This is a genomic window from Streptomyces lichenis, assembly GCF_023218175.1.
Lineage (GTDB): Bacteria > Actinomycetota > Actinomycetes > Streptomycetales > Streptomycetaceae > Streptomyces > Streptomyces lichenis.
The window spans coordinates 45,198-67,296 of record NZ_JALPTH010000004.1 but is presented as its reverse complement, the minus strand read 5'-3'; the positions used below and the strand labels follow the sequence as shown (position 1 = coordinate 67,296).

General features: G+C 72.8%; 15 protein-coding genes. 8 read left to right on the top strand and 7 right to left on the bottom strand.

Going from position 1 to position 22,099, the window contains the following annotated elements:
• Positions 1-8 precede the first annotated feature (8 nt).
• Positions 9-596 (bottom strand): biotin transporter BioY, encoded by a 588-nt coding sequence (locus tag M1O15_RS05290; protein ID WP_248632044.1) that lies wholly within the window; start codon positions 594-596, stop codon positions 9-11.
• 291 nt (positions 597-887) lie between these two features.
• Between M1O15_RS05290 and M1O15_RS05285 the strand changes: the two genes are divergently transcribed.
• The 3 genes from M1O15_RS05285 to M1O15_RS05275 all read left to right on the top strand — a co-directional run bounded on the left by M1O15_RS05285 (position 888) and on the right by M1O15_RS05275 (position 4,780).
• Positions 888-2,324 carry an amino acid permease gene (locus M1O15_RS05285; RefSeq protein ID WP_248632043.1) on the top strand — a complete coding sequence of 479 codons (1,437 nt, stop codon included), beginning with the start codon at positions 888-890 and terminating at the stop codon, positions 2,322-2,324.
• A 207-nt stretch (positions 2,325-2,531) separates the two neighbouring features.
• Positions 2,532-3,956 carry an amino acid permease gene (locus M1O15_RS05280; protein ID WP_248632042.1) on the top strand — a complete coding sequence of 475 codons (1,425 nt, stop codon included), beginning with the start codon at positions 2,532-2,534 and terminating at the stop codon, positions 3,954-3,956.
• 179 nt (positions 3,957-4,135) lie between these two features.
• Positions 4,136-4,780, top strand: a complete 645-nt coding sequence (locus tag M1O15_RS05275) for a superoxide dismutase (RefSeq protein WP_248632041.1) — start codon at positions 4,136-4,138, stop codon at positions 4,778-4,780.
• Between the two features lie 151 nt (positions 4,781-4,931).
• Here M1O15_RS05275 and M1O15_RS05270 read toward each other — a convergent pair whose 3' ends face one another.
• Positions 4,932-5,576, bottom strand: coding sequence for a DsbA family protein (locus M1O15_RS05270; protein ID WP_248632040.1), 645 nt, complete (start codon positions 5,574-5,576; stop codon positions 4,932-4,934).
• 193 nt (positions 5,577-5,769) lie between these two features.
• Between M1O15_RS05270 and pepN (M1O15_RS05265) the strand changes: the two genes are divergently transcribed.
• Both pepN (M1O15_RS05265) and M1O15_RS05260 read left to right on the top strand, forming a co-directional pair.
• Positions 5,770-8,352, top strand: coding sequence for an aminopeptidase N (gene pepN, locus M1O15_RS05265; protein WP_248632039.1), 2,583 nt, complete (start codon positions 5,770-5,772; stop codon positions 8,350-8,352).
• A 277-nt stretch (positions 8,353-8,629) separates the two neighbouring features.
• Positions 8,630-9,670: a hypothetical protein gene (locus M1O15_RS05260; protein WP_248632038.1), complete on the top strand. Its 1,041-nt coding sequence runs from the start codon at positions 8,630-8,632 to the stop codon at positions 9,668-9,670.
• Positions 9,671-9,695: 25 nt separating this feature from the next.
• Here the strand turns inward: M1O15_RS05260 and M1O15_RS05255 are convergent, their stop codons facing one another.
• Both M1O15_RS05255 and M1O15_RS05250 read right to left on the bottom strand, forming a co-directional pair.
• Positions 9,696-10,862: a serine hydrolase domain-containing protein gene (locus M1O15_RS05255; RefSeq protein ID WP_248632037.1), complete on the bottom strand. Its 1,167-nt coding sequence runs from the start codon at positions 10,860-10,862 to the stop codon at positions 9,696-9,698.
• A 146-nt stretch (positions 10,863-11,008) separates the two neighbouring features.
• On the bottom strand, positions 11,009-11,458 hold the full coding sequence (locus tag M1O15_RS05250) for an NUDIX hydrolase (RefSeq protein ID WP_248632252.1): 450 nt from the start codon (positions 11,456-11,458) through the stop codon (positions 11,009-11,011).
• Positions 11,459-11,683: 225 nt separating this feature from the next.
• Between M1O15_RS05250 and M1O15_RS05245 the strand changes: the two genes are divergently transcribed.
• The 3 genes from M1O15_RS05245 to pepN (M1O15_RS05235) all read left to right on the top strand — a co-directional run bounded on the left by M1O15_RS05245 (position 11,684) and on the right by pepN (M1O15_RS05235) (position 19,025).
• Entirely contained in the window at positions 11,684-15,031 is a 3,348-nt protein-coding gene (locus tag M1O15_RS05245; RefSeq protein WP_248632036.1) for a S8 family serine peptidase, read from the top strand.
• A gap of 243 nt (positions 15,032-15,274) precedes the next feature.
• Positions 15,275-16,294: an aspartate-semialdehyde dehydrogenase gene (locus M1O15_RS05240; protein WP_248632035.1), complete on the top strand. Its 1,020-nt coding sequence runs from the start codon at positions 15,275-15,277 to the stop codon at positions 16,292-16,294.
• Between the two features lie 163 nt (positions 16,295-16,457).
• The gene (gene pepN / locus M1O15_RS05235) at positions 16,458-19,025 is read left to right on the top strand and encodes an aminopeptidase N (RefSeq protein WP_248632034.1); all 2,568 of its coding nucleotides are present in this window, start codon (positions 16,458-16,460) and stop codon (positions 19,023-19,025) included.
• Between the two features lie 74 nt (positions 19,026-19,099).
• On the opposite strand, the gene M1O15_RS05230 is transcribed toward pepN (M1O15_RS05235), so the two are convergent.
• From M1O15_RS05230 to M1O15_RS05220, 3 genes are all read right to left on the bottom strand, one after another.
• The gene (locus M1O15_RS05230; protein ID WP_248632033.1) at positions 19,100-20,014 is read right to left on the bottom strand and encodes a LysR substrate-binding domain-containing protein; all 915 of its coding nucleotides are present in this window, start codon (positions 20,012-20,014) and stop codon (positions 19,100-19,102) included.
• Positions 20,015-20,024: 10 nt separating this feature from the next.
• Complete coding sequence (locus M1O15_RS05225; protein ID WP_372499364.1) at positions 20,025-21,020, bottom strand: DMT family transporter; 996 nt, start codon at positions 21,018-21,020, stop codon at positions 20,025-20,027.
• 98 nt (positions 21,021-21,118) lie between these two features.
• A complete protein-coding gene (locus M1O15_RS05220; protein ID WP_248632031.1) occupies positions 21,119-22,075 on the bottom strand; it encodes an EamA family transporter in 957 nt (318 codons plus the stop codon).
• Positions 22,076-22,099 lie beyond the last annotated feature (24 nt).

Here is a 22,099-nt window from a genome sequence, read left to right as displayed (position 1 = left end):
GGAAGGCGCTACTTCCTGCCGATGAGCTTCCAGGCGGCGGGCAGGGCGCCCATGGCGAGGGCGGCCTTGAGGGCGTCGCCGATGAGGAAGGGGGTCAGGCCCGCGGCGACGGCCTGGGAGAGGGTCATCCCGGTGGCGAGGGCCAGGTAGGGGACGCCGACCGCGTAGATGACGAGGGAGCCGAGGACCATGGTGCCGGCGGTGCGCGGCACCGAGCGGTCGGCGCCGCGGCGGGCCAGCGCACCCACCACCGTGGCGGCGAGCAGCATGCCGAGGATGTAGCCGAAGGACGGCATGGTGTAGCCGGAGGTGGCCTGGGCGAACCAGGGGACGCCCGCCATCCCGGCCAGGGCGTACAGGGCCAGCGAGAGGAAGCCGCGGCGGGCGCCGAGCGCGGTGCCGACCAGCAGCGCGGCGAAGGTCTGGCCGGAGACCGGGACCGGGGAGCCGGGCACCGGGACGGCGATCTGGGCGGCCAGTCCGGTGAGCGCGGCGCCGCCGGCCACCAGCGCGATGTCGCGGACCCGCGAGTGGCTGGAAGGGAGGAGGTCGGCCAGGACCGCACCGGGGCGGGCGGGGGCGAAGGCGGTGCTCATCGGGACTCCGGCGGAGGTGAGGAGGGTGGAGGGACACGCCGACGGTAGTCCAGGGGCGGCCCGGCGATCATCCGCCCCCGGTGACAAGGGGCGGTGAGCGGCTTGGTGGAGTTCGTACAAAGGGGCCGTTCCCTGCCCTCGGGGGCGTGATGGTGGTCACGTGTGACGCCGGTTGAGCGGTCCCTTTTGCGCCGGTGGCCTCCGTACGGAGAGACTGTGGGGTCCTGCCAAACGCCCCGAGGTCCGGACGGAAACGAGCCGGCGGGGCCCCGAGGAGTACGAGCCAGCGCCATGCCGAGTGCACCGCCGTCCCCGTCCGATCCGGTCGCCGCCTCGGCGGTGGAGCCGGAGCCCCTGTCGCACGGGTTGAAGCAGCGGCATCTGACCATGCTGGGGCTCGGCGGGGTGATCGGCGCGGGGCTGTTCGTCGGCTCGGGCGCGGGCATCGCGGTGGCCGGTCCGGGGATCGTGCTCTCGTATCTGCTGGCGGGCGCGCTGGCCATGCTGGTGATGCGGATGCTGGGCGAGATGTCGGCGGCGATGCCGGCCTCGGGCGCGTTCTCGGTGCACGCGGAACGGGCGCTCGGCCGGTGGGCCGGGTTCTCGGTGGGCTGGCTGTACTGGTTCCTGCTGGTGGTGGTGCTGGCGGTGGAGGCGACCGGGGCGGCGGCCATCGCGCACGGCTGGGTGCCGGGGATGCCGCAGTGGGCCTGGGTGCTGGTCTTCATGACGGTGTTCACCGCGGCGAACCTGACGGCGGTGCGCAACTTCGGCGAGTTCGAGTTCTGGTTCGCCGGGCTGAAGGTGGCCGCCATCGTGCTCTTCCTGGTGCTGGGGGTGCTGGCGGTGGGCGGCTGGCTGCCGGACACCGAGCCGGTGGGCCTGGCCAACCTCACCGGGCAGGGCGGCTTCCTGCCGGCCGGCTGGGACGGGGTGGTCTCCGGGGTGCTGGCGGTGGTGTTCGCCTTCGGCGGTCTGGAGGTCGTCACCATCGCGGCGGCCGAGTCGGAGGACCCGGCGCGCAATGTGGCGCGGGCGGTGCGCAGCGCGGTCTGGCGCATCCTCCTCTTCTATGTGGGCTCGATGCTGGTGATCGTCACCCTGCTGCCGTGGACCTCGATGGTCCCGGGGCGGAGCCCCTATGTGGCGGTGCTGGACTCGATCGGCGTCCCGGGGGCGGCGCAGATCATGAACGTGGTGGTCTTCGTGGCGCTGCTGTCGGCGCTCAACGCCAATCTGTACGGCTCCTCGCGGATGGTGTTCTCGCTGGCCGAGCGGGGCGAGGCGCCGCGCGGGCTGCTGAGGGTCTCCGGGGGCGGGGGCGGCGGGGTGCCGCGCCGGGCGGTGCTGGCCTCGGTGGCCTTCGGCTTCGTCTCGGTGCTGCTCAACCTGGTCTGGCCGGACACGGTGTTCCTCTACATGCTGAACGCGGTCGGCGCGGTGCTGCTCTTCGTCTGGGCGCTGATCGCGGTCTCGCAACTGCGGCTGCGGCGCCGGATCGAGCGGGAGGCGCCGGAGCTGCTGACCCTGCGGATGTGGGGCTTCCCCTATCTGACCTGGGCGGCGCTGGCCGCGATCGGCGCGGTGCTGGGCCTGATGCTGACCGACCCGGGGACGCGCCCGCAGGTGCTGTGGTCGGCGGGTGCGGCGGCGCTGGTGCTGGCGGTGGCGGGGCTGCGGGAGGTACGGGACCGGCGGCGGGTACGGGGCACCGGGCCGCGCCCCTGACCGGGGAGCGGGGTGCAGGGCGGGCACGGACGGTGACCGTGGCGTGGAGGCGCCTTCACCTTGTGTGAGCACGGTGTCCGTATAGCGGTCGCCCGTTCCCTGCCAGCGGGGCGTCCGCTCAGACTGCTTCCGCGCCCGGCGCCTCGCCGACGAGCCCCGGGGCCGCACCCGCACGCCGTCCGCTCACCAGTGAACAGGGCCCCCGACATGTCCCGGACCCCCGCGCCTCCCGCGCCGGCCGAAGCGCCCCCCGCCGGCGGCCCGGCGGCCGATCCCGGCACCTCCCTCTCGCACGGCCTCAAGCAGCGCCATCTGTCGATGATCGCCCTCGGCGGGGTCATCGGCGCCGGCCTGTTCGTCGGCTCCGGCACCGCCATCGCCGCCGCCGGTCCCGGCATCGTGGTGGCGTACGCGCTCTCCGGCCTGCTGGTCATGCTGGTGATGCGGATGCTCGGCGAGATGTCCGCCGCCAACCCGGCCTCCGGCTCCTTCTCGGTCCACGCCGAGCGGGCGCTGGGCCCCTGGGCCGGCTTCACCGCGGGCTGGTCGTTCTGGTTCCTGCTCTCGGTGGCGGTGGGCCTGGAGGGCATCGGCGCCGCGAAGATCATGACCGGCTGGCTGCCCGGCACCCCCGAGTGGGCCTGGGTGGCGCTGTTCATGCTGGTGTTCTGTACGACCAACCTGGCCGCGGTGAAGAACTTCGGCGAGTTCGAGTTCTGGTTCGCGGCGCTCAAGGTGGGCGCGATCGTCCTCTTCCTCGGCATCGGTGTGCTCGCCATCACCGGGGTGCTGCCCGGCACCGACGCGCCCGGCACCACCCATCTCACCGGGGACGGCGGCTTCCTGCCCAACGGCTCCGAGGGCCTGATCGTCGGCCTGCTCGCCTCGGTCTTCGCGTACGGCGGTCTGGAGACCGTCACCATCGCCGCGGCCGAGTCGGAGCACCCGGTCGAGGGCGTGGCCAAGGCGGTGCGCACCGCGATGTGGCGGATCGCGCTGTTCTACGTGGGCTCGATGGCCGTGGTGGTCACCCTGGTGCCGTGGACCGACAAGGCGGTGGTCGAGGTCGGCCCCTATGTCGCCACCCTGGACGCCCTGGACATCCCGGGCGCCGGGCAGATCATGAACGTGGTGGTGCTGGTAGCCCTGCTCTCCGCGATGAACGCCAACATCTACGGCGCCTCCCGGATGGCCCACTCGCTGGTCGCCCGCGGCCAGGGGCCGAAGGCACTGGGCCGGATATCCGGCGGGGTGCCCCGGATCGCGGTGCTGGTCTCCTCGGTCTTCGGCTTCCTGTGCGTACTGCTCAGCTACTGGCGGCCGGACGACGTCTTCGCCTGGCTGCTGAACATGATCGGCGCGGTGATCCTGGTGGTCTGGGTGTTCATCGCGGTCTCCCAGCTGCGGCTGCGCCGCCGCCTCCAGCGGGAGGCGCCCGAGAAGCTGGTGGTGCGGATGTGGGCGTACCCCTATCTGACCTGGGTCGCGCTGGCCGCGATGGCGGCGGTGTTCGTGCTGATGGCGCGTGAGCCGGACACCCGGATCCAGCTGCTGTCCACCGGCGGGCTGACCCTCTTCCTGGCCGTGGCCGGCTTCACCCGGCAGAAGCTGGCGGCCCGCCGCACCGGCTGACCTCCCCCCTCGTGAACAGGCGACGGCCCCGGTATCCGCTACCGGGGCCGTCACCTTTCGTGCTCCGTACCGCCGCGACGCGCCGGAGTCCTAGGACGATGGACTGATCAACAGTTCTCGCACCTACTGTTAGCCTGCAACTGCATAGAATGTGCAATAAGCAGTCGGAGGGCTCGGACATGGCGATCTACACACTTCCTGAACTTCCGTACGACTACGCGGAGCTCGACCCGGTCATCAACCCGCAGATCATCGAGCTGCACCACGACAAGCACCACGCCGCGTACGTGAAGGGCGCCAACGACACCCTGGAGCAGCTGGAGGAGGCCCGCGACAAGGAGGCGTGGGGGTCCATCAACGGCCTGGAGAAGAACCTCGCGTTCCATCTCTCCGGCCACATCCTGCACTCCATCTACTGGCACAACATGACCGGCACCAAGAACGGCGGCGGCGGCGAGCCGCAGGCGGCCGACGGGGTCGGCGACCTGGCGGACGCCATCACCGCGTCCTTCGGCTCCTTCGCCAAGTTCAAGGCGCAGCTGTCGAAGGCCGCCGCGACCACCCAGGGCTCCGGCTGGGGCGTCCTCGCCTACGAGCCGGTCAGCGGCCGCCTGATCGTCGAGCAGGTCTACGACCACCAGGGCAACGTCGGCCAGGGCTCCGTCCCGGTCCTGGTGTTCGACGCCTGGGAGCACGCCTTCTACCTCCAGTACAAGAACCAGAAGGTGGACTTCATCGAGGCGATGTGGCAGGTCGTCAACTGGCAGGACGTGGCCAAGCGCTACGCCGAGGCCAAGGGCCGCACCCCGCTCATCACCCCCTGAGCACCCCGCCGCACACAGCCTTCGGCACCCCGAGGCGCCCTGCTCGTGATCGTCTTCTCAACCTTCACGGGGCAGGCGGAAGAAGGAACGGCCCCCGCGATGACAGGAATCGCGGGGGCCGTTCTGTATGAGGGCTGTACGCGGGGACGGACTACTTCAGGTTGCTGAAGTCCGGGCCCTTGGTGCGGCTGCGCTTCAGCTCGTAGAAGCCGGGGACGGAGGCCACCAGCAGGGTGCCGTCCCACAGCCGGGCGGCCTCCTCGCCCTGCGGGGCGGGGGTGACGACCGGGCCGAAGAAGGCGATCTGCTCGCCGTCGGCGCCGGGCACCGCGATGACCGGGGTGCCGACCTCCTGGCCGACCTTGCTGATGCCCTCCTCGTGGGAGGCGCGCACCTGTGCGTCGTAGGTGTCCTTGTCGGCGTACTCGATCAGCTCGGCCGGCAGGCCCGCGTCGGCCAGGGCGCCGGCGATGGCCTCCAGGGTCGGGCCCTCGTCGTTGTTGTGGAAACGGGTGCCGAGCGCCGTGTAGAGCGGGCCCACCACCTCGTCGCCGTGCAGCTCACGGGCGGCGGTGACCACCCGGACCGGGCGCCAGCCCTTCGGGCCGAGCAGCTCCCGGTACTGCTCCGGCAGCTCGTCGAGCTTGTCCTCGTTCAGCACGGCCAGGCTCATCACGTGCCAGCGCACGTCCACCGGGCGCACCTTCTCGACCTCCAGGATCCAGCGGGAGGTCATCCACGCCCAGGGGCACAGCGGGTCGAACCAGAAGTCGGCGGGGGTCCTCGTCTCGGACATGCGAGCTCCTCGTCAAGCGCGAACGGGTCGAAAGGGTCGGAACGGACCGAGGGAACGGTCGGAACAGTCGTAGCAGTGCGATCTCTACGGAAGGCGGAACACCGCTGATCGGGCGCGCCATTCCCGGCGGAGGGCCGGATCGGGGGCGTGGGAGGATCGGGCCTGACCTGACGAGCAACGAAGGAGTTCGCCCGTGCCGCTTGAGAACCTGACCCGCGAGGAGGCCCGGCACCGCGCCGAGCTGCTCTCCGTCGACGGCTACGAGGTCGCGCTGGACCTGCGGTCCGCGGTCGGCGAGGGCGGTGGCGGCGGTGAGGGGCCCCGGACCTTCCGCTCGGTGACCACCATCCGGTTCCGCTGCGCCGTGCCGGGCGCCGCGACCTTCGCCGACCTGATCGCCCCGTCCGTGACCTCCGTGGTGCTCAACGGGCGGGAGCTGGACCCGGCGGCCGTCTTCGACGGGGCCCGGATCGCGCTGGACGACCTGGCCGAGCAGAACACCCTGGTGGTGGACGCCGATTGCGCCTACAGCCGCACCGGCGAGGGCATGCACCGCTTCGTCGACCCGGAGGACGGCGAGGTCTACCTCTACACCCAGTACGAACCGGCCGACGCCCGGCGGGTGTTCGCCAACTTCGAGCAGCCCGACCTCAAGGCGCCCTACCGCTTCACGGTGACCGCCCCGGAGGGCTGGAGCGTCTGGGGCAACGGGGCCGAGGAGTCCCGCGAGGGCGGGGTCTGGCGGTTCGCCGAGACGGCGCCCATCTCCACGTACATCACCTGTGTGGTGGCCGGGCCGTACCACCATGTCACCGACGTCTACCGGCGGGACGGGCTGGAGATCCCGCTCGGCGCGATGTGCCGGCGCAGCCTGGCCCGCCACTTCGACGCCGACGACATCTTCCTGATCACCAGGCAGGGCTTCGACTTCTTCCACGAGAACTTCGACTACCCCTACCCGTTCGGCAAGTACGACCAGGTCTTCGTCCCCGAGTACAACCTCGGCGCGATGGAGAACCCGGGCCTGGTGACCTTCCGGGAGGAGTACGTCTACCGGGGCAAGGTCACCCAGGCCGCCTACGAGCGCCGGGCCAATGTGATCCTGCACGAGATGGCCCACATGTGGTTCGGCGACCTGGTCACCATGGTCTGGTGGGACGACCTGTGGCTGAAGGAGTCCTTCGCCGACTTCATGGGCTCCTTCGTGCTGGCGGAGGCGACCCGGTTCACCAACAGCTGGGTGACCTTCGCCAACAACCGCAAGTCCTGGGCGTACCGGGCCGACCAGCTGCCCTCCACCCACCCGATCACCGCCGACATCCGGGACCTGGAGGACGCCAAGCTCAACTTCGACGGCATCACCTACGCCAAGGGCGCGGCGGTGCTGAAGCAGCTGGTGGCGTACGCGGGCCGGGAGGCGTTCCTGGAAGGCGCCCGGCGCTACTTCAAGCGGCACGCCTACGGCAACACGCGGCTGGAGGACCTGCTGTCGGTGCTGGAGGAGACCTCCGGCCGGGACATGCGGGCCTGGTCGCGCTCCTGGCTGGAGACGACCGGGGTCAACGCGCTGACCCCGGTGGTGTCCTACGGGGCGGACGGGACCGTCGCCGAGCTGGCCGTGGAGCAGGACGGCGAGGTGTTGCGGCCGCACCGGGCGGCGGTGGGGCTGTACCGGCTCGACGGCGGTGAGCTGGTGCGGTACGCCCGCGCCGAGGTGGACGTCACCGGGGCGCGGACGGTGGTGGCCGAGCTGGCCGGGGCCGAGCGGCCCGCGCTGGTGTTGGTCAACGACGACGACCTGACGTACTGCAAGATCCGCTTCGACGAGGGCTCGCTGGCCACCCTGCGGGACCACCTGGGCGCGCTGCGGGACCCGCTGGCGCGGGCGCTGTGCTGGTCGGCGCTGTGGAACCTGACCCGGGACGCCCTGCTGCCGGCCCGCGACTTCGTGGCGCTGGTGCTGGCCTTCGCCGGCCGCGAGTCGGAGATCGGGGTGCTCCAGATGCTGCACGCCCAGGTCCGCACCGCGCTGTCGCAGTACACGGCGCCGCAGTGGCGGGAGGAGGGCGGCCGGCTGCTCGCGGAGGGCGCGCTGAAGGAGCTGCGTGCCGCCGAGCCGGGCAGCGAGCACCAGCTGACCTGGGCGCGCTTCCTGGCCGCCACGGCCGCCTCGGAGGCCGACTTCACCCTCCTGGAGGGGCTGCTGGCGGGTACCGAGCGGATCGACGGCCTTCAAGTGGACCAGGAGCTGCGCTGGACCTTCCTGGAGCCGCTGGTGGCGCACGGCCGGGCGAACGAGGCGGCGGTCGCGGCCGAGCTGGCCCGGGACGACACCGCCTCCGGCAAGCGGCACGAGGTGCGCTGCCTGGCCTCGCGGCCGTCGGCGGCGGTCAAGGCGCAGGCCTGGGCGGCCGTGGTGGAGTCCGACAAGCTGTCCAACGCGCTGGTGGAGGCCACCATCGGGGGCTTCGTCCAGCCCCACCAGCGGGAGCTGACCGCCCCGTACGCGCCGACGTACTTCGAGGTGATCGAGCGGGTGTGGCGGGAGCGCTCCATCCAGATCGGCATGGACGTGGTGCGCGGGCTGTTCCCCGGCCACCAGGACCCGGCCGCCACCCTGGGGGCGGCCGACCGCTGGCTGGCCGCCCATGAGTCGGCCCCGCCGGCGCTGCGCCGGCTGGTGCTGGAGGCCCGGGACGACCTGGCCCGCGCCTTCGCCGCGCAGCGCCGCGACGCGGCGGCGGGGAAGGGCGCCGGGTCGGAAGCCGCCAGCTGACGGCCGGTTGACGGCCGGTTGACGGGCAGCGGACGGCGGCCGGGCGACGGTCGAGGGGCTGCGGCCGGTTGACGGTCGGATGGGTGTGCGGGTGGCGGACGGGTGACCGAACCGCCGCCCGCACTTCCGTGTGCACCGCTGTGACCAGGGGATTGTCGGATTTCACGCCCCCTTTTCGGCACTCGAACGCCCGTACTTTAGGACGGAGACGTCCCGGAATGTCGACGGGCGTGTAACAGCGGTTAGCGGCCCGCGGGGCGGCGGGAATGGCCCCGGCATGACCGACACCCCGCTCCCCCAGCGCCCCCTCGCCGCCACCCCCGCCACCGCCCCGCTCCCCTTCCTCCCGTCGCCCGGGCAGCGGCGGGTGCTGTCCACCGCCGAACTGCGGGCGCGGGGCGTGTCCGCCGCCGAGGCCGGGGCCCGCTGCCGCGACGGCGGCCCCTGGCAGCGCTTCCTGCCCGGCGTGTACCTGCTGCACTCCGCCACCCCCACCAGCGAGGAGCGGCTGCACGCCGCCGTGCTGTACGCCTCCGGTGCCGGGGCCGCCCGGGCGATGGTCACCGGGGCGGCGGCGCTGGCGCTGTACGGCTTCGCGGCCGCGGCGCCGCTGACCGCGCTGGAGCGGATCGACGTCCTGGTGGAGCGGACCCGGCGGCTCCGGTCCTCCGGCTGGGTGCGGATCGTGCGCGCCGCGGAGCCGCCCGCGCCCCGGGAGGTCACCGGGGTGCCGGTCGCCCCGGCGGCCCGGGCCCTGGCGGACGCCCTGGCGCAGATCACCGACCCGCACACGGTGCGGCTGCTGGTGACCGAGGCGGTACGGGACGGGCACTGCGAACCGGGCGCACTGGTACGGGAGCTCAACCGGGCGCGGCTGCTGACCCGACCGCAGGTGGTGGACGCGGTGGACACCGTACTGGCCGAGGGCCGGGCGCTGGCGGAGTCGCGGCTGTACGAGATGGTCCGGGCCGAGTCGCTGCCGGAGCCGCTGTGGAACGTGGACCTGCGCCTGCCCGGGGGCCCGCACCTGGGCGGGGTGGACGCCTACTGGCCCGAGTTCGCGGTCGCGGTGGAGCTGGACACCCGCTCACCGCGCCGGGACGAGGACGGGGCCGGAGGCGGGGCCGGGCCGGGCGCGGAGTGGACGGAGCACAGCCGCAAGCGCGAGACGCTGGAGCGGCTGGGCATCACCGTGGTCCATCTGACGCCGCGCAAGCTGCGGGACGCCCTGGAGCAGCAGGCGATCGTGGTGCGCACCGCGCTGATGGCGGCCGGGGACCGGGCCCCGGCCGCCTATGTGGTGGTGCTGCCCCGGTGAGGCCGGGGCCCTCGGGCGTCCCGGGTCAGCCGCAGAACTCGGCCTCCACCACGGTCTGCGGGTCGCCCGCGTCGCCGTTGACGTTGAGGGTGAGGGAGTGGCGGCCGTCGCGGGTGGAGACCATGTCGGAGCCGGAGCCGTGGATGCCGCCGCTGTGGCCCCACACCTCCTTGCCGCAGCTGAGCTTCTGTGCGTAGATGCCGAGCCCGTAGCGGTACCCCTCGGGCGCGCCCGTCATGGGCACGGTGGTGGTCAGCTCCTCCATCTGGGCGCGCGGCAGCAGTCCGCCGCGCAGCAGGGTGCGGAGGAAGCGCTGGAGGTCGGAGGTGTTGGTGACGACCTCCCCGGCGGCGCCGGCGCCGGACGGGTTGAGCTCGGTGACATCGTGCAGGGTGGCGTCCCCGGGGATGTGCGCGTAGGCGCGGCCGCTGGGCTGCGGCAGCCGCGTCCTGGTGCCGGGGAAGGAGGTGGCCTTCAGCTTCAGCGGCTTGAGGACGCGGCGCTCGACCTCCTGGGCGTAGGGGCGGCCGGTGGCCTTCTCGATCACCATGCCGAGCAGGACGTAGTTGGTGTTGGAGTACCCCCAGGAGGTGCCCGGGGCGAAGGCCGGGGTGTGGGCCATGGCCAGGGACACCAGCTGCTTCGGGGTCCAGGTGTCATAGCGGTGCCGGAGGAAGCCCGGCCCGAAGTACTTCTCCTGGAAGCCGGGGTCCTCGGTGTAGCTGTGGACGCCGCTGGTGTGGTTGAGCAGTTGGCGCAGGGTGATCTTCCGGCCGTCGTGGCCGCTGCCCCGCACGGTGCCGGGCAGCCAGCGCTCCACCCGGTCGTCCAGGTCGAGCCGCCCCTCGGCCTCCAGCTGGAGGACGACGGTGGAGACGAAGGTCTTGGTGAGGGACCCGGCCCGGAAGCGGTCCTGCGGCAGCCGCTCGCGGCCGGTGGTGCGGTCGGCGACCCCGGCGGAGCCGTTCCAGGTGCCGCGGCGGTCCCGCACCTGGACCAGGATGCCCGGTGCCCCGCCCTCCTCCACCACGGCCCTGGCCGCCGCCAGGGTGCGCTGGTGGCCGCGGTCGCCCTCGGCGGTACGGGGGGTCTGGTCACCGGCCGCGGCGGCCGGAGTGGTCAGGGCGGCGGCGGTGAGGGCGGCGGTGAGGAGCGCCACCGGCGCGGCTCTGCGGGCGCTGTGTACGGACATGTTCGGTCCCCCGGTCGATGCTGCTTCGCGCGCGGGATGCGCGGATGCGGTCATCGAGCAGGACCGCGCCGGGCCGGGGGAGGTTGCCTGGTCAGGAAGGCCGGGTCCGGGACAGCGGACAGCGGACAGCGGACAGCGAGGAAGGCTCAACCGGCCGGATGGCCGTGGGCGGGGCGGTCGCGCCAGAGCCGCAGGGCCGTGTCGACCATGGGGACGCGGGTGAGAGCGGGCACCTCGGTGAGCGGGCGCCAGGCGGCGAGGTCGGTGGAGCCGCCCACCTCGGGGCGGAGCGTCCCGCCGGTGATCCGGGCCTCGTAGTACAGGGACACACCGTGCAGTTCGAAGGGCCGGCGGAGGCGGCGGGGGGTGCGCCGGGTGCGGGAGCCCACACCGAGCAGGGCGGTCACCTCGGCGGTGTGGCCGGTCTCCTCGGCCACCTCGCGCAGTACCGCGTCATAGGGGTCCTCGCCGTGCTCCACCCCGCCGCCGGGCAGGGTCCACTCGCGTGCGCCGGACCGGTCCACCCAGCGGGCCAGCAGGATCCGCCCGTCCTCGACGCACACCGCGTACGCCCCCACCCGCTGTCCCCGCCGCACTCTCATCCGCCGAGGCTACGCGAGAGGGTGAAGCGGCGAACAGGGCGGACGGCGCCGGGGTTTCGGGTGGTTCGTCCGGGATGGCGGTCGCCGGAAGATGGCGGGTTTCCGCCAGGACGCCATCCCGTCTCCGCCAACCCTCCACAAAACCCTGTCACTTACGAAAGGGTGAGCGGTCATCCGGCACCGAATTCCGGACTGTCTCTTTCACCAAGAGGGATGCTGATGACCACCCCCCAGTTCCAGGGTTCCGAGGGCGAGCGCGCGGCGATATCCGCCGCCGCCCCGGCTCCCGCACGCAGACGGGCGGCCCGCGTCGCGGCGGCCGCCGGTCTGGTGGCCGCGCTGGTCGCGGCCGGCGCCGCCCCCGTGCTCGCCGTCGACACCCCCGCGGACCCCGCTCCCCCGAAGTCCGCCGCCGCGGACAAGCTGGGCCCGGCCGACGCCGAGCGGCTCGCCGAGGCCGAGGCGAAGGGCGAGCAGACGGTGACCGTGATGGTCGCCACCGCGCCGGGCGCCACCGAGCAGGTCGCCGCCCAGCTCGACGCCGTCCCCGGCGGCTCGGTCGGCAAGACCTTCGACAAGCTCGGCTACGTCCGCGCGACCCTGCCGACCGACCGGGCGGAGGCGGCCCTGGAGAAGGCCGCCAAGCTCTCCAGCGTCCACGGGATCGACCTCAAGCAGGAGATCCAGCTGGACGACCCGACGCCGACGGCCGACCGGGCCAAGGGCGCCGAGGCGCAGCCCACCGCCGGCCAGTACCCGGGGCCGGGCAAGGACACCCCGGCGAAGAACCCGTACAACCCGTCCTTCGAGACCGGCGCGGTGGACTTCGTGAAGTCCAACCCGAAGTTCGACGGCCGCGGTGTCACCATCGGCATCATGGACTCGGGCGTGGACCTGGGCCACCCGGCGCTGCAGAAGACCACCACCGGCGAGCGCAAGATCGTCGACTGGGTGACCGCCACCGACCCGATCACCGACCAGGACGCCACCTGGCAGGCGCAGATCAACCCGGTCAGCGGCCCGACGTTCACCATCGCCGGGTCCACCTGGACGGCGCCGGCCGGCGCGTACTCCTTCAGCCAGTTCAAGGAGTCCACCACCGCCACCGGCGACGCGGCGGGCGACCTGAACCGGGACGGCGACACCACCGACGTGTGGGGACTGCTGTACGACGCCGCCGCCGGCACCGTGCGGGTCGACCTGAACAACAACAAGGACTTCTCGGACGACGAGGCCCTGAAGCCGTACAAGGACGGCTTCCAGGTCGGCTACTTCGGTACCGACAACCCGGCCACCGAGATCGCCGAGCGCGTCCCGTTCGTCGTGGAGATCCGCAAGGACGTCCCGATGGACCCGCGCGGCGGCTCCTGGGTCGGCAAGAAGGCCGACTTCGTCAACATCGGCATCATCGAGTCCGAGCACGGCACCCACGTGGCCGGCATCACCGCCGCCAACGGGCTGTTCGGCGGCCAGATGAACGGTGCGGCGCCCGGCGCCAAGCTGGTCTCCTCGCGGGCCTGCTCCTGGGGCGGCGGCTGCACCAACGTGGCGCTCACCGAGGGCATGGCCGACCTGGTCATCAACCGCGGCGTGGACATCGTCAACATGTCGATCGGCGGCCTGCCGGCGCTGAACGACGGCAACAACGCCCGCGCCGAGCTGTACACTCGCCTGATCGACGAGTACGGCGTGCAGCTGGTCATCTCGGCCGGCAACTCCGGTCCGGGCCTGAACACCATCGGCGACCCCAGCCTCGCCGACAAGGTGATCTCGGTCGGCGCCTCGGTCTCCAAGGAGACCTGGGCGGCCAACTACGGCTCCGAGGTCGAGACGCCGAACGCGCTGTTCAACTTCTCCTCGCGCGGCCCGCGTGAGGACGGCGGCTTCACCCCGGTGATCTCCGCCCCCGGTTCGGCGATCAACACCATCCAGACCTGGCTGCCGGGCGCCCCGGTCGCCGAGGCCGGATACAGGCTGCCGGCCGGCTACGGGATGCTCCAGGGCACCTCGATGGCCTCGCCGCAGGCCGCCGGCGCGAGCGCGCTGCTGCTGTCCGCCGCCAAGCAGAAGAAGATCGACCTGCCGCCGGCCGACCTGCGCACCGCGCTGACCAGCACCGCGAAGAAGATCAACGGTGCCACCGCGCACGAGCAGGGCTCCGGCCTGATCAACATCGTGGGTGCCTGGAAGCAGATCCGCCAGGGCGCCACCCAGGTGCACGACTACGCGGTCAAGGCGCCGGTGGACACCGCCATCGACTTCGCGCTGAAGACCCCCGGCTTCGGCACCGGCCTGTACGACCGCGAGGGCGGGCTGAAGGTCAAGCAGCGCAAGGTGTACGACCTGGTCATCACCCGCACCGCCGGCCCCGACAAGCCGGTCCGGCACGAGCTGGACTGGAAGTACGACGACGGCACCTTCGAGCTGCCCGGCTCGGGCGCGGTCTCGCTGCCGCTGAACAAGCCGGTCACCGTGAAGGTCGCGGCCAAGCCCCTGTCGGCCGGGGTGCACAGCGCCATCCTGGAGGTGGACGACGTCAAGACGGTCGGCGTGGACAAGCAGATCCTCGCCACCGTGGTCGCCTCCAAGGAGCTGGCCAAGCCGGCGTACGCGGTGCACGAGCGCGGCTCGGTGCAGCGCAACGCCACCAAGAGCTACTTCGTGACCGTGCCGCAGGGCGCCAAGTCGCTGGAGGTCGCGCTCGGCGGCCTGAAGGCGGGCTCGCAGACCCGCTTCATCTCGATCCACCCGTACGGCACGCCGGTGGAGTCCACCGCCTCCACGGCCTGCTACCCGAACTACGTCAACCCGGCCAACACCTGCCGCCCGGACCTGCGCTCGTACGCCAACCCGCAGCCCGGCGTCTGGGAGATCGAGGTCGAGGCGCGGCGCACCTCGCCGCACCTGGACAACCCGTACAAGCTGGACGCCACCGTGCTGGGCGCGGCCTTCGACCCGGCCGTGCAGACGGTCCCGGAGGCCAAGGTCGGCACCCCGGCGCCGGTGAGCTGGAAGCTCAACAACCAGTTCGCGGCGATCGACGGCCGGCTCAAGGGCGGCCCGCTGGGCTCCGCCAAGAGCGCCACCCCGACCATCGCCGAGCACGCGCAGCAGGTGACCACGGTCACCGTCGGCGCGGGCGTGGACCGGCTGGACGTGGTGATCGGCAACACCTCCGACAAGGGCGCCGACCTGGACCTGAGCGTGAAGCGCAACGGTGTGGTGGTCGGCTCCTCGGCGGACGGCGACTCGGAGGAGTCGGTCTCGCTGGTGAAGCCCGCCGCGGGCACCTACGAGATCGTCGTGGACGGCTACGCGATCCCGTCCGGCTCCACCACCTACGACTACAAGGACGTGTACTTCTCGTCCTCGCTCGGCACGGTCACGGTGGACGAGTCCAAGCCGGTGAAGCTGGCGAGCGGCGGCACCGCGCAGGCGGCCGCCGAGGTGCTGGTGAACAGCGCGGCCCCCGAGGGCCGGCAGTTCTTCGGCGAGGTCTCCCTGCTGACGGCCGGCGGCACCCCCGCGGGCAGCGGCAGCGTGGTGATCGGCAAGGTCACCCCGTAACCGGGAGTCCCGCGGCCTGCGGAAGTACGGCCGCGGGGGTACGGCAGTGAGGGCGGGCGTCCGACCGGGCGCCCGCCCTTCGCCGTCCCGGGCCCCGGCCCGTTCCCCTGGTGAGAGAGGCCCTTCTCACGTTGCGGACAATGCATTGGACAGAGCGGGTCAGGTGATACGCATCATGGGGGCGGCACCGGGCCGCGAACCCAGCAGGCCGGCACGACCAGCACATATGTACGGAGGAGTCCTGTGAAGGTAGGAATCGTCGGAGCGACCGGTCAGGTCGGCACGGTCATGCGCGGAATCCTCGCCGAGCGGGACTTCCCGGTCGACGAGCTGCGGCTGTTCGCCTCCGCGCGCTCCGCGGGCAGCGAGCTGGACGGGATCACCGTCGAGGACGCGGCCACCGCCGACTACACGGGCCTGGACATCGTGCTGTTCTCGGCCGGCGGGGCCACCTCCAAGGCGCTCGCCGAGAAGGTCGCCTCCCAGGGTGCCGTGGTGATCGACAACTCCTCCGCCTGGCGCCGGGACCCGGAGGTGCCGCTGGTCGTCTCCGAGGTGAACCCGCACGCGGTCAAGGACCGCCCCAAGGGGATCATCGCCAACCCGAACTGCACCACCATGGCCGCGATGCCGGTGCTGAAGCCGCTGCACCAGGAGGCGGGCCTCACCGCCCTGGTCGCCACCACCTACCAGGCCGTCTCCGGCTCCGGCCTGGCCGGCGTCGCCGAGCTGAACGACCAGGTCACCGCGGTGGCCGAGCGGGCGTCCGAGCTGACCCACGGCGGGGACGCCGTCCCGTTCCCCGAGCCCGGCGTCTACCGCCGCCCGATCGCCTTCAACGTGCTGCCGCTGGCCGGCGCCATCGTGGACGACGGCTCGCACGAGACCGACGAGGAGCAGAAGCTCCGCAACGAGTCCCGCAAGATCCTGGAGATCCCCGGGCTGAAGGTCTCCGGCACCTGCGTGCGCGTCCCGGTCTTCTCCGGCCACTCCCTCCAGGTGAACCTCCGCTTCGAGCGCCCGATCAGCGTGGAGCGCGCCTCCGAGCTGCTGAAGGACGCCGAGGGCGTCGAGCTCTCCGAGATCCCCACCCCGCTCCAGGCCGCCGGCAAGGACGTCTCCTACGTGGGCCGCATCCGGGTGGACGAGACCGTCGACAACGGCCTGGCGCTCTTCCTCTCCGGCGACAACCTCCGCAAGGGCGCCGCGCTCAACGCGGTGCAGATCGCCGAGCTGGTCGCCGCCGAGCTGACCGGCCGCTGAGACCGGTGTGAAGGGGGCGGCCACCCGGGACAGGGCGGCCGCCCCCTTCGGCGTACCCGAGCGAGCCCGTGCAGCGTGGGCCCGGCGGCGGCCCCCTGCGGCGGGGGCCGCCGTGGAAGGATGACCGCAGACCCCGCACAAGATCGCACAAGGAGATGACCGGGTGCCTGGCACGAACCTGACCCGTGAAGAGGCCCAGCGGCGCGCGCGGCTGCTGACCGTGGACTCGTACGAGATCGACCTGGATCTCAGTGGCGCGCAGGAGGACGCGGTCTACCGGTCGCGGACCACCGTGCGCTTCGACTGCGCCGAGGCCGACGCGGAGACCTTCATCGACCTGGTGGCCCCGGCCGTGCACCAGGTGGTGCTCAACGGCCACGACCTGGAGGTGGCCGCCGTCTTCCGGGACTCCCGGATCGCGCTGCGGCACCTGAGGGCGGGCGCCAACGAGCTGACCGTCGTCGCGGACTGCGCGTACACCAACACCGGTGAGGGCCTGCACAAGTTCACCGACCCGGTGGACGACCAGGTGTACCTGTACACGCAGTTCGAGGTGCCGGACGCCCGGCGGGTGTTCGCCAGCTTCGAGCAGCCCGACCTGAAGGCGGCCTTCACCTTCACCGTGAAGGCCCCGGCCGGCTGGACCGTCATCTCCAACTCGCCCACCCCGGAGCCGTCCGCCGACGGCACCTGGGCCTTCGAGCCGACGCCGCGCATCTCCACGTACATCACCGCGCTGATCGCCGGGCCGTACCACAGTGTGCACAGCTCCTACGAGAAGGACGGCCAGACCGTCCCGCTGGGCATCTACTGCCGGCCCTCGCTCGCCGAGTTCCTGGACGCCGACGCCATCTTCGAGGTCACCCGGCAGGGCTTCGACTGGTTCCAGGAGAAGTTCGACTACGCCTACCCGTTCGCCAAGTACGACCAGCTCTTCGTGCCCGAGTTCAACGCGGGCGCCATGGAGAACGCGGGCGCGGTCACCATCCGCGACCAGTACGTCTTCCGCTCCAAGGTGACGGACGCGGCGTACGAGGTGCGGGCCGAGACCATCCTGCACGAGCTGGCCCACATGTGGTTCGGCGACCTGGTCACCATGGAGTGGTGGAACGACCTCTGGCTGAACGAGTCGTTCGCCACCTACACCTCCATCGCCTGCCAGGCCGCCGCGCCCGGCTCGCGCTGGCCGCACTCCTGGACCACCTTCGCCAACTCCATGAAGACCTGGGCGTACCGGCAGGACCAGCTGCCGTCCACCCACCCGATCATGGCGGAGATCAACGACCTGGACGACGTCCTGGTCAACTTCGACGGCATCACCTACGCCAAGGGCGCCTCGGTGCTCAAGCAGCTGGTGGCGTACGTCGGCCAGGACGAGTTCTTCACCGGCGTCCAGGCGTACTTCAAGCGCCACGCCTTCGGCAACACCCGCCTCGGCGACCTGCTGGGCGCCCTGGAGGAGACCTCCGGCCGCGATCTGAAGACCTGGTCCAAGGCGTGGCTGGAGACGGCCGGCATCAACATCCTGCGCCCGGAGATCGACACGGATGGGGACGGTGTCATCACCTCCTTCGCGGTGCTCCAGGAGGCGCCGGCCCTCCCGGCCGGCGCCAAGGGCGAGCCCACCCTGCGCCCGCACCGGATCGCCATCGGCCTCTACGACCTGGACGAGGCCGGCGCCCTGGTCCGCACCGACCGGGTCGAGCTGGACGTCCAGGCCGCCGAGCGCACCCCGGTGGAGGCGCTGGCCGGCAAGCGCCGCCCGGCCGTGGTCCTGCTCAACGACGACGACCTCTCGTACGCCAAGGTCCGCCTGGACGAGGTGTCCCTGGCCAAAGTCACCGAGCACCTGGGCGACTTCACCGAGTCGCTGCCGCGCGCGCTGTGCTGGGCCTCCGCCTGGGACATGACCCGCGACGGCGAACTGGCCACCCACGCCTACCTGGACCTGGTGCTGGCCGGCATCGCCAAGGAGTCCGACATCGGTGTGGTGCAGTCGCTGCACCGCCAGGTCAAGCTGGCCCTGGACCTCTACGCGGCGCCGGAGCGCCGGGACTCGGCCCTGGCCCGCTGGACCGAGGCCGCGCTGACCCATCTGCGGACCGCCGAGGCGGGCAGCGACCACCAGCTCGCCTGGGCCCGCGCCTTCGCCGCCACCGCCCGTACCCCGCAGCAGCTCGACCTGCTGACCGCGCTGCTGGAGGGCACCCAGACCATCGAGGGCCTGGCCGTGGACACCGAGCTGCGCTGGGCGTTCGTGGAGCGGCTGGCCGCCACCGGGGTCTACGACGAGGCGGAGATCGCCGCCGAGTACGAGCGGGACAAGACCGCGGCCGGTGAGCGGCACGCCGCCACCGCCCGGGCCGCCCGCCCGACCGAGGAGGCCAAGGCGGAGGCCTGGGCGTCGGTGGTGGAGTCCGACAAGCTCCCCAACGCCGTGCAGGAGGCGGTGATCGGCGGCTTCGTCCAGACCGACCAGCGCGAGCTGCTCGCCCCGTACGCGGAGCGCTTCTTCACCGCGGTCAAGGGTGTCTGGGAGTCCCGCTCGCACGAGATGGCCCAGCAGATCGCCATCGGGCTCTACCCCGCGCTCCAGGTCGCCCCGCAGACCCTGGAGGCGACGGACGCCTGGCTGGACTCGGCCGAGCCGACCGCGGCCCTGCGCCGCCTGGTGTCGGAGTCCCGCTCGGGCGTCGAGCGCGCCCTGAAGGCTCAGGCCGCCGACGCCTGACCGGCGGCGGCAGCCCGTTGCGTACGGTTTCGTACGGTGAGGAGGGCGCGGGTCTCTTCATGAGGCCCGCGCCCTCAGCGCGTACCGGCCGCCTCCCGTAGCGCGGCCAGCACGCGGGCGATGCCGGGGGCGTCCTCGGCGCCGCGCCGCACCGCCGCGACGACATGGCGGCGCGGCTGGTCGGCGTCCAGGACGCGCATCACGACCCCGGGGGCGCCGGGAGTCGTGCGCTCGGCGGCGGCCATCCGGGGCACCAGGGCGACGCCCATCCCGGCCTCCACCATGGCGAGGATCGCCGTCCACCCGGCGGCCGAGTGGGCCTGCTCCGGGACGAAGCCGGCGGCCTCGCAGGCCGTGGTGGTGATCTCCGACCAGGGGCCGCTGCCGCCGAAGATCCACCGCTCGCCGGAGAGGTCGGCCAGCCGCAGCCCGGGCGCGGCCGCCAGCGGGTGGGCGGCCGGCAGGGCCACGTCCAGCGGGTCGGCCAGCAGCGGCACCCGGTGGAAGCGGGGGTCGCGGGCGGTCGGGGCCTGGGCCGCCAGGGAGAGCGCGAGGTCCACCTCGCCGACCGACAGCAGCTCGTACGCCTCGGCGGCCTCGGCCTCCCGCACCCGCACCTCCAGCCCCGGGTGGCCGGCGCGCAGCCGGGTCACCGCGGGGACGACGAGGGCCGGGACGGCGGTGGAGAAGGCGCCCACCCGCACCTGGCCGCTCTCGCCCTCCAGATAGCCGGCGAGCGCCGCGTCGGCGCGCTCCAACTGGGCGAAGACGTCCTCGGTGTGGCGGAGCACCAGATGGGCGGCGTCGGTGAGCCGCACCCGGCGGCCGTGCGCCTCCAGCAGCCGCACCCCGAGCTGCTTGGCGAGGTTGGTGAGCTGCTGGGAGACGGCCGAGGGGGTCATCAGCAGCGCCTGCGCCGTCGCGGTGACCGTGCCGTGGTCCCGCAGCGCGCGGAGGATCTGGAGCTTGCGGATGTCCCACTCGGTCATGCCAGGCAACCTACCGGGGCCCGACCCGCGGGCCCGGCCCTTCTCCGGCCGCCGTCCGTCCCTCTCCGGCCGCCGTCCCGAGCACCACACCGCCCAGGATCAGCCCCAGGCAGAGCGCCTCCCGCACCCCCACCGCCTCCCCCAGCAGCACCCAGGACAGCAGCGCCACACAGACCGGCTGGAGGTAGTAGACGGCGCCCGCGCGGGCCGCGCCGACCAGGGCGATCGCCTTGTTCCAGGCGAAGAAGGCGAGCGCGGAGGAGAAGACGCCCACATAGACCAGCGGCCCGACCGTGCCGGTGGACGGGGTGAAGCCGCCCTGGAGGGCGAGGCTGGCGGCGTAGGCGGGCAGCAGCATCAGGGTGCCGAGCACGAAGGTGGCGAAGAGGAAGGCGGGGCCGCCGAGTTCGGCGGGACGGCGCTTGAGCAGGGCGCTGTAGGAGGCGAAGCAGACGGTGGCCGCGCAGATCCACAGGTCCCCGGCGCCGAGTCCGCCGGCCCCGGCGGCTCCCGCGCCCGAACCGACCAGGAGCAGCACCCCGGCGAAGGCGGTGAGCATGCCGAGGGTGCGGCGCGGGCCGAGGCGGGCACCGCCGAGCCGTTCGCAGAGCGCCATCAGCACCGGGGCGGCGGCCATCACCATGCCCATGGTGGAAGCCGGGGTGGTCAGTCCGGCCTGGTTGACCAGGGTGTTGTAGACGGTGACGCCGAGCAGCGCGGCGGCGGTGGTGTACGGGAGGTGGCGCCGCAGCGCGCGGCGCTCGCGCCAGGCGGCGCGGGCGGCGAACGGGGCGAGGGCGGCCAGGGCCACGATCCAGCGCCAGAAGGCGGCCTGGACGGGCGGCACGGTGTCGTGCAGGGCGCGCGAGGTGACGAAGCTGCCGGACCAGACGACCGTGGCGACGGCGGCGAGGAGGAGCCCGGGGCCGAGGGCGGTGGTCGTCCGCCGGGCCACCGGCCGCGGCCCCTCCCCGCCTCCCCGCTCCCCTGCCTGCCGCTCTCCCATCCGCCGGGAGAGCTGCTTGGGGGGCTGCGGGGCGCGGACGCGGTCCTCGTCCAGGGTGGCCACGGTGGTCCTTCCTCGGGTGCCGGGGGTGTCGGGACCTACCGTGCCGGGGCTGCTCCCTTCACGTCTATCGAAATATTCTGACCGTTGCCTTCAGCATCGCTGAACGGTTGTGGCTGGGGGACGCGGCCGGGCACGGGGCGGGCGCCGGTGAGCTGGCCGAGCAGGGTGGCGCCGAAGGCGATGGCCATGCCGGCCACCTGGACCGGGCCCAGGGCCTGGCCGAGGGCGGCCCAGCCGATGACGGCGGCGGTGAGCGGGGAGAGCGGGCCGAGCAGGGTGACCGAGGTGGCGGGCAGCCGCTCGATGCCGCGGAACCAGAGCCAGTAGCCGACGGCGGTGTTGGCGAGGGCGAGGTAGGCGTAGCCGGCCAGGTTGGTGCCGGTCAGGGCCGGCGGCGGGCCCTCGACCAGGAAGGCGATCGGAGCGATGAGCAGACCGCCGGCGGTGAGCTGCCAGCCGGTGAGGGCGAGTGGGCCGACACCGGCCGGGCGCCCCCAGCGCTTGGCGAGGACGGTGCCGGCGGACATCGCGAGCGAGGAGGCGAGCCCGGCGACCACGCCGACCAGGTCGAAGGCGGCCCCGGCCTTCACCACCACCAGGCTCACCCCGAAGGCGGCGGCGATCGCGGCGAGCAGGGTGCGCGGGGTGGCGCGCTCGCCGAGCAGCAGGGCGGCGAGGCCGACCACGAACAGCGGCCCGACCGATCCGACGACGGCGGCGACCCCGCCGGGCAGCCGGTACGCGGCGAGGAAGAGCAGCGGGAAGAAGGCGCCGATGTTGAGGGCACCCAGGGCGGCGGCCTTGCCCCACCAGGTCCCGCGCGGCAGCGTCCGGGTGAGCGCGAGCAGCGCCAGCCCGGCGGGCAGGGCGCGCATCAGCCCGGTGAACAGCGGCCGGTCCGGCGGCAGGAACTCGCTGGTCACTGCATAGGTCGAGCCCCAGGACACGGGCGCGAGCGCGGTGACGGCGACGGTGACGGCCTTGTGGGACATGATCCCCCCCTCGGTTGGCTTGGC

What these genes read in the sequence shown, in the direction of transcription:
- M1O15_RS05290 (WP_248632044.1), bottom strand. Translation starts at nt 596, where the DNA reads ATGAGCACCGCCTTCGCCCCCGCCCGCCCCGGTGCGGTCCTGGCCGAC.
- M1O15_RS05285 (WP_248632043.1), top strand. Translation starts at nt 888, where the DNA reads ATGCCGAGTGCACCGCCGTCCCCGTCCGATCCGGTCGCCGCCTCGGCG.
- M1O15_RS05280 (WP_248632042.1), top strand. Translation starts at nt 2,532, where the DNA reads ATGTCCCGGACCCCCGCGCCTCCCGCGCCGGCCGAAGCGCCCCCCGCC.
- M1O15_RS05275 (WP_248632041.1), top strand. Translation starts at nt 4,136, where the DNA reads ATGGCGATCTACACACTTCCTGAACTTCCGTACGACTACGCGGAGCTC.
- M1O15_RS05270 (WP_248632040.1), bottom strand. Translation starts at nt 5,576, where the DNA reads ATGTCCGAGACGAGGACCCCCGCCGACTTCTGGTTCGACCCGCTGTGC.
- M1O15_RS05260 (WP_248632038.1), top strand. Translation starts at nt 8,630, where the DNA reads ATGACCGACACCCCGCTCCCCCAGCGCCCCCTCGCCGCCACCCCCGCC.
- M1O15_RS05255 (WP_248632037.1), bottom strand. Translation starts at nt 10,862, where the DNA reads ATGTCCGTACACAGCGCCCGCAGAGCCGCGCCGGTGGCGCTCCTCACC.
- M1O15_RS05245 (WP_248632036.1), top strand. Translation starts at nt 11,684, where the DNA reads ATGACCACCCCCCAGTTCCAGGGTTCCGAGGGCGAGCGCGCGGCGATA.
- M1O15_RS05230 (WP_248632033.1), bottom strand. Translation starts at nt 20,014, where the DNA reads ATGACCGAGTGGGACATCCGCAAGCTCCAGATCCTCCGCGCGCTGCGG.
- M1O15_RS05225 (WP_372499364.1), bottom strand. Translation starts at nt 21,020, where the DNA reads ATGGGAGAGCGGCAGGCAGGGGAGCGGGGAGGCGGGGAGGGGCCGCGG.
- M1O15_RS05220 (WP_248632031.1), bottom strand. Translation starts at nt 22,075, where the DNA reads ATGTCCCACAAGGCCGTCACCGTCGCCGTCACCGCGCTCGCGCCCGTG.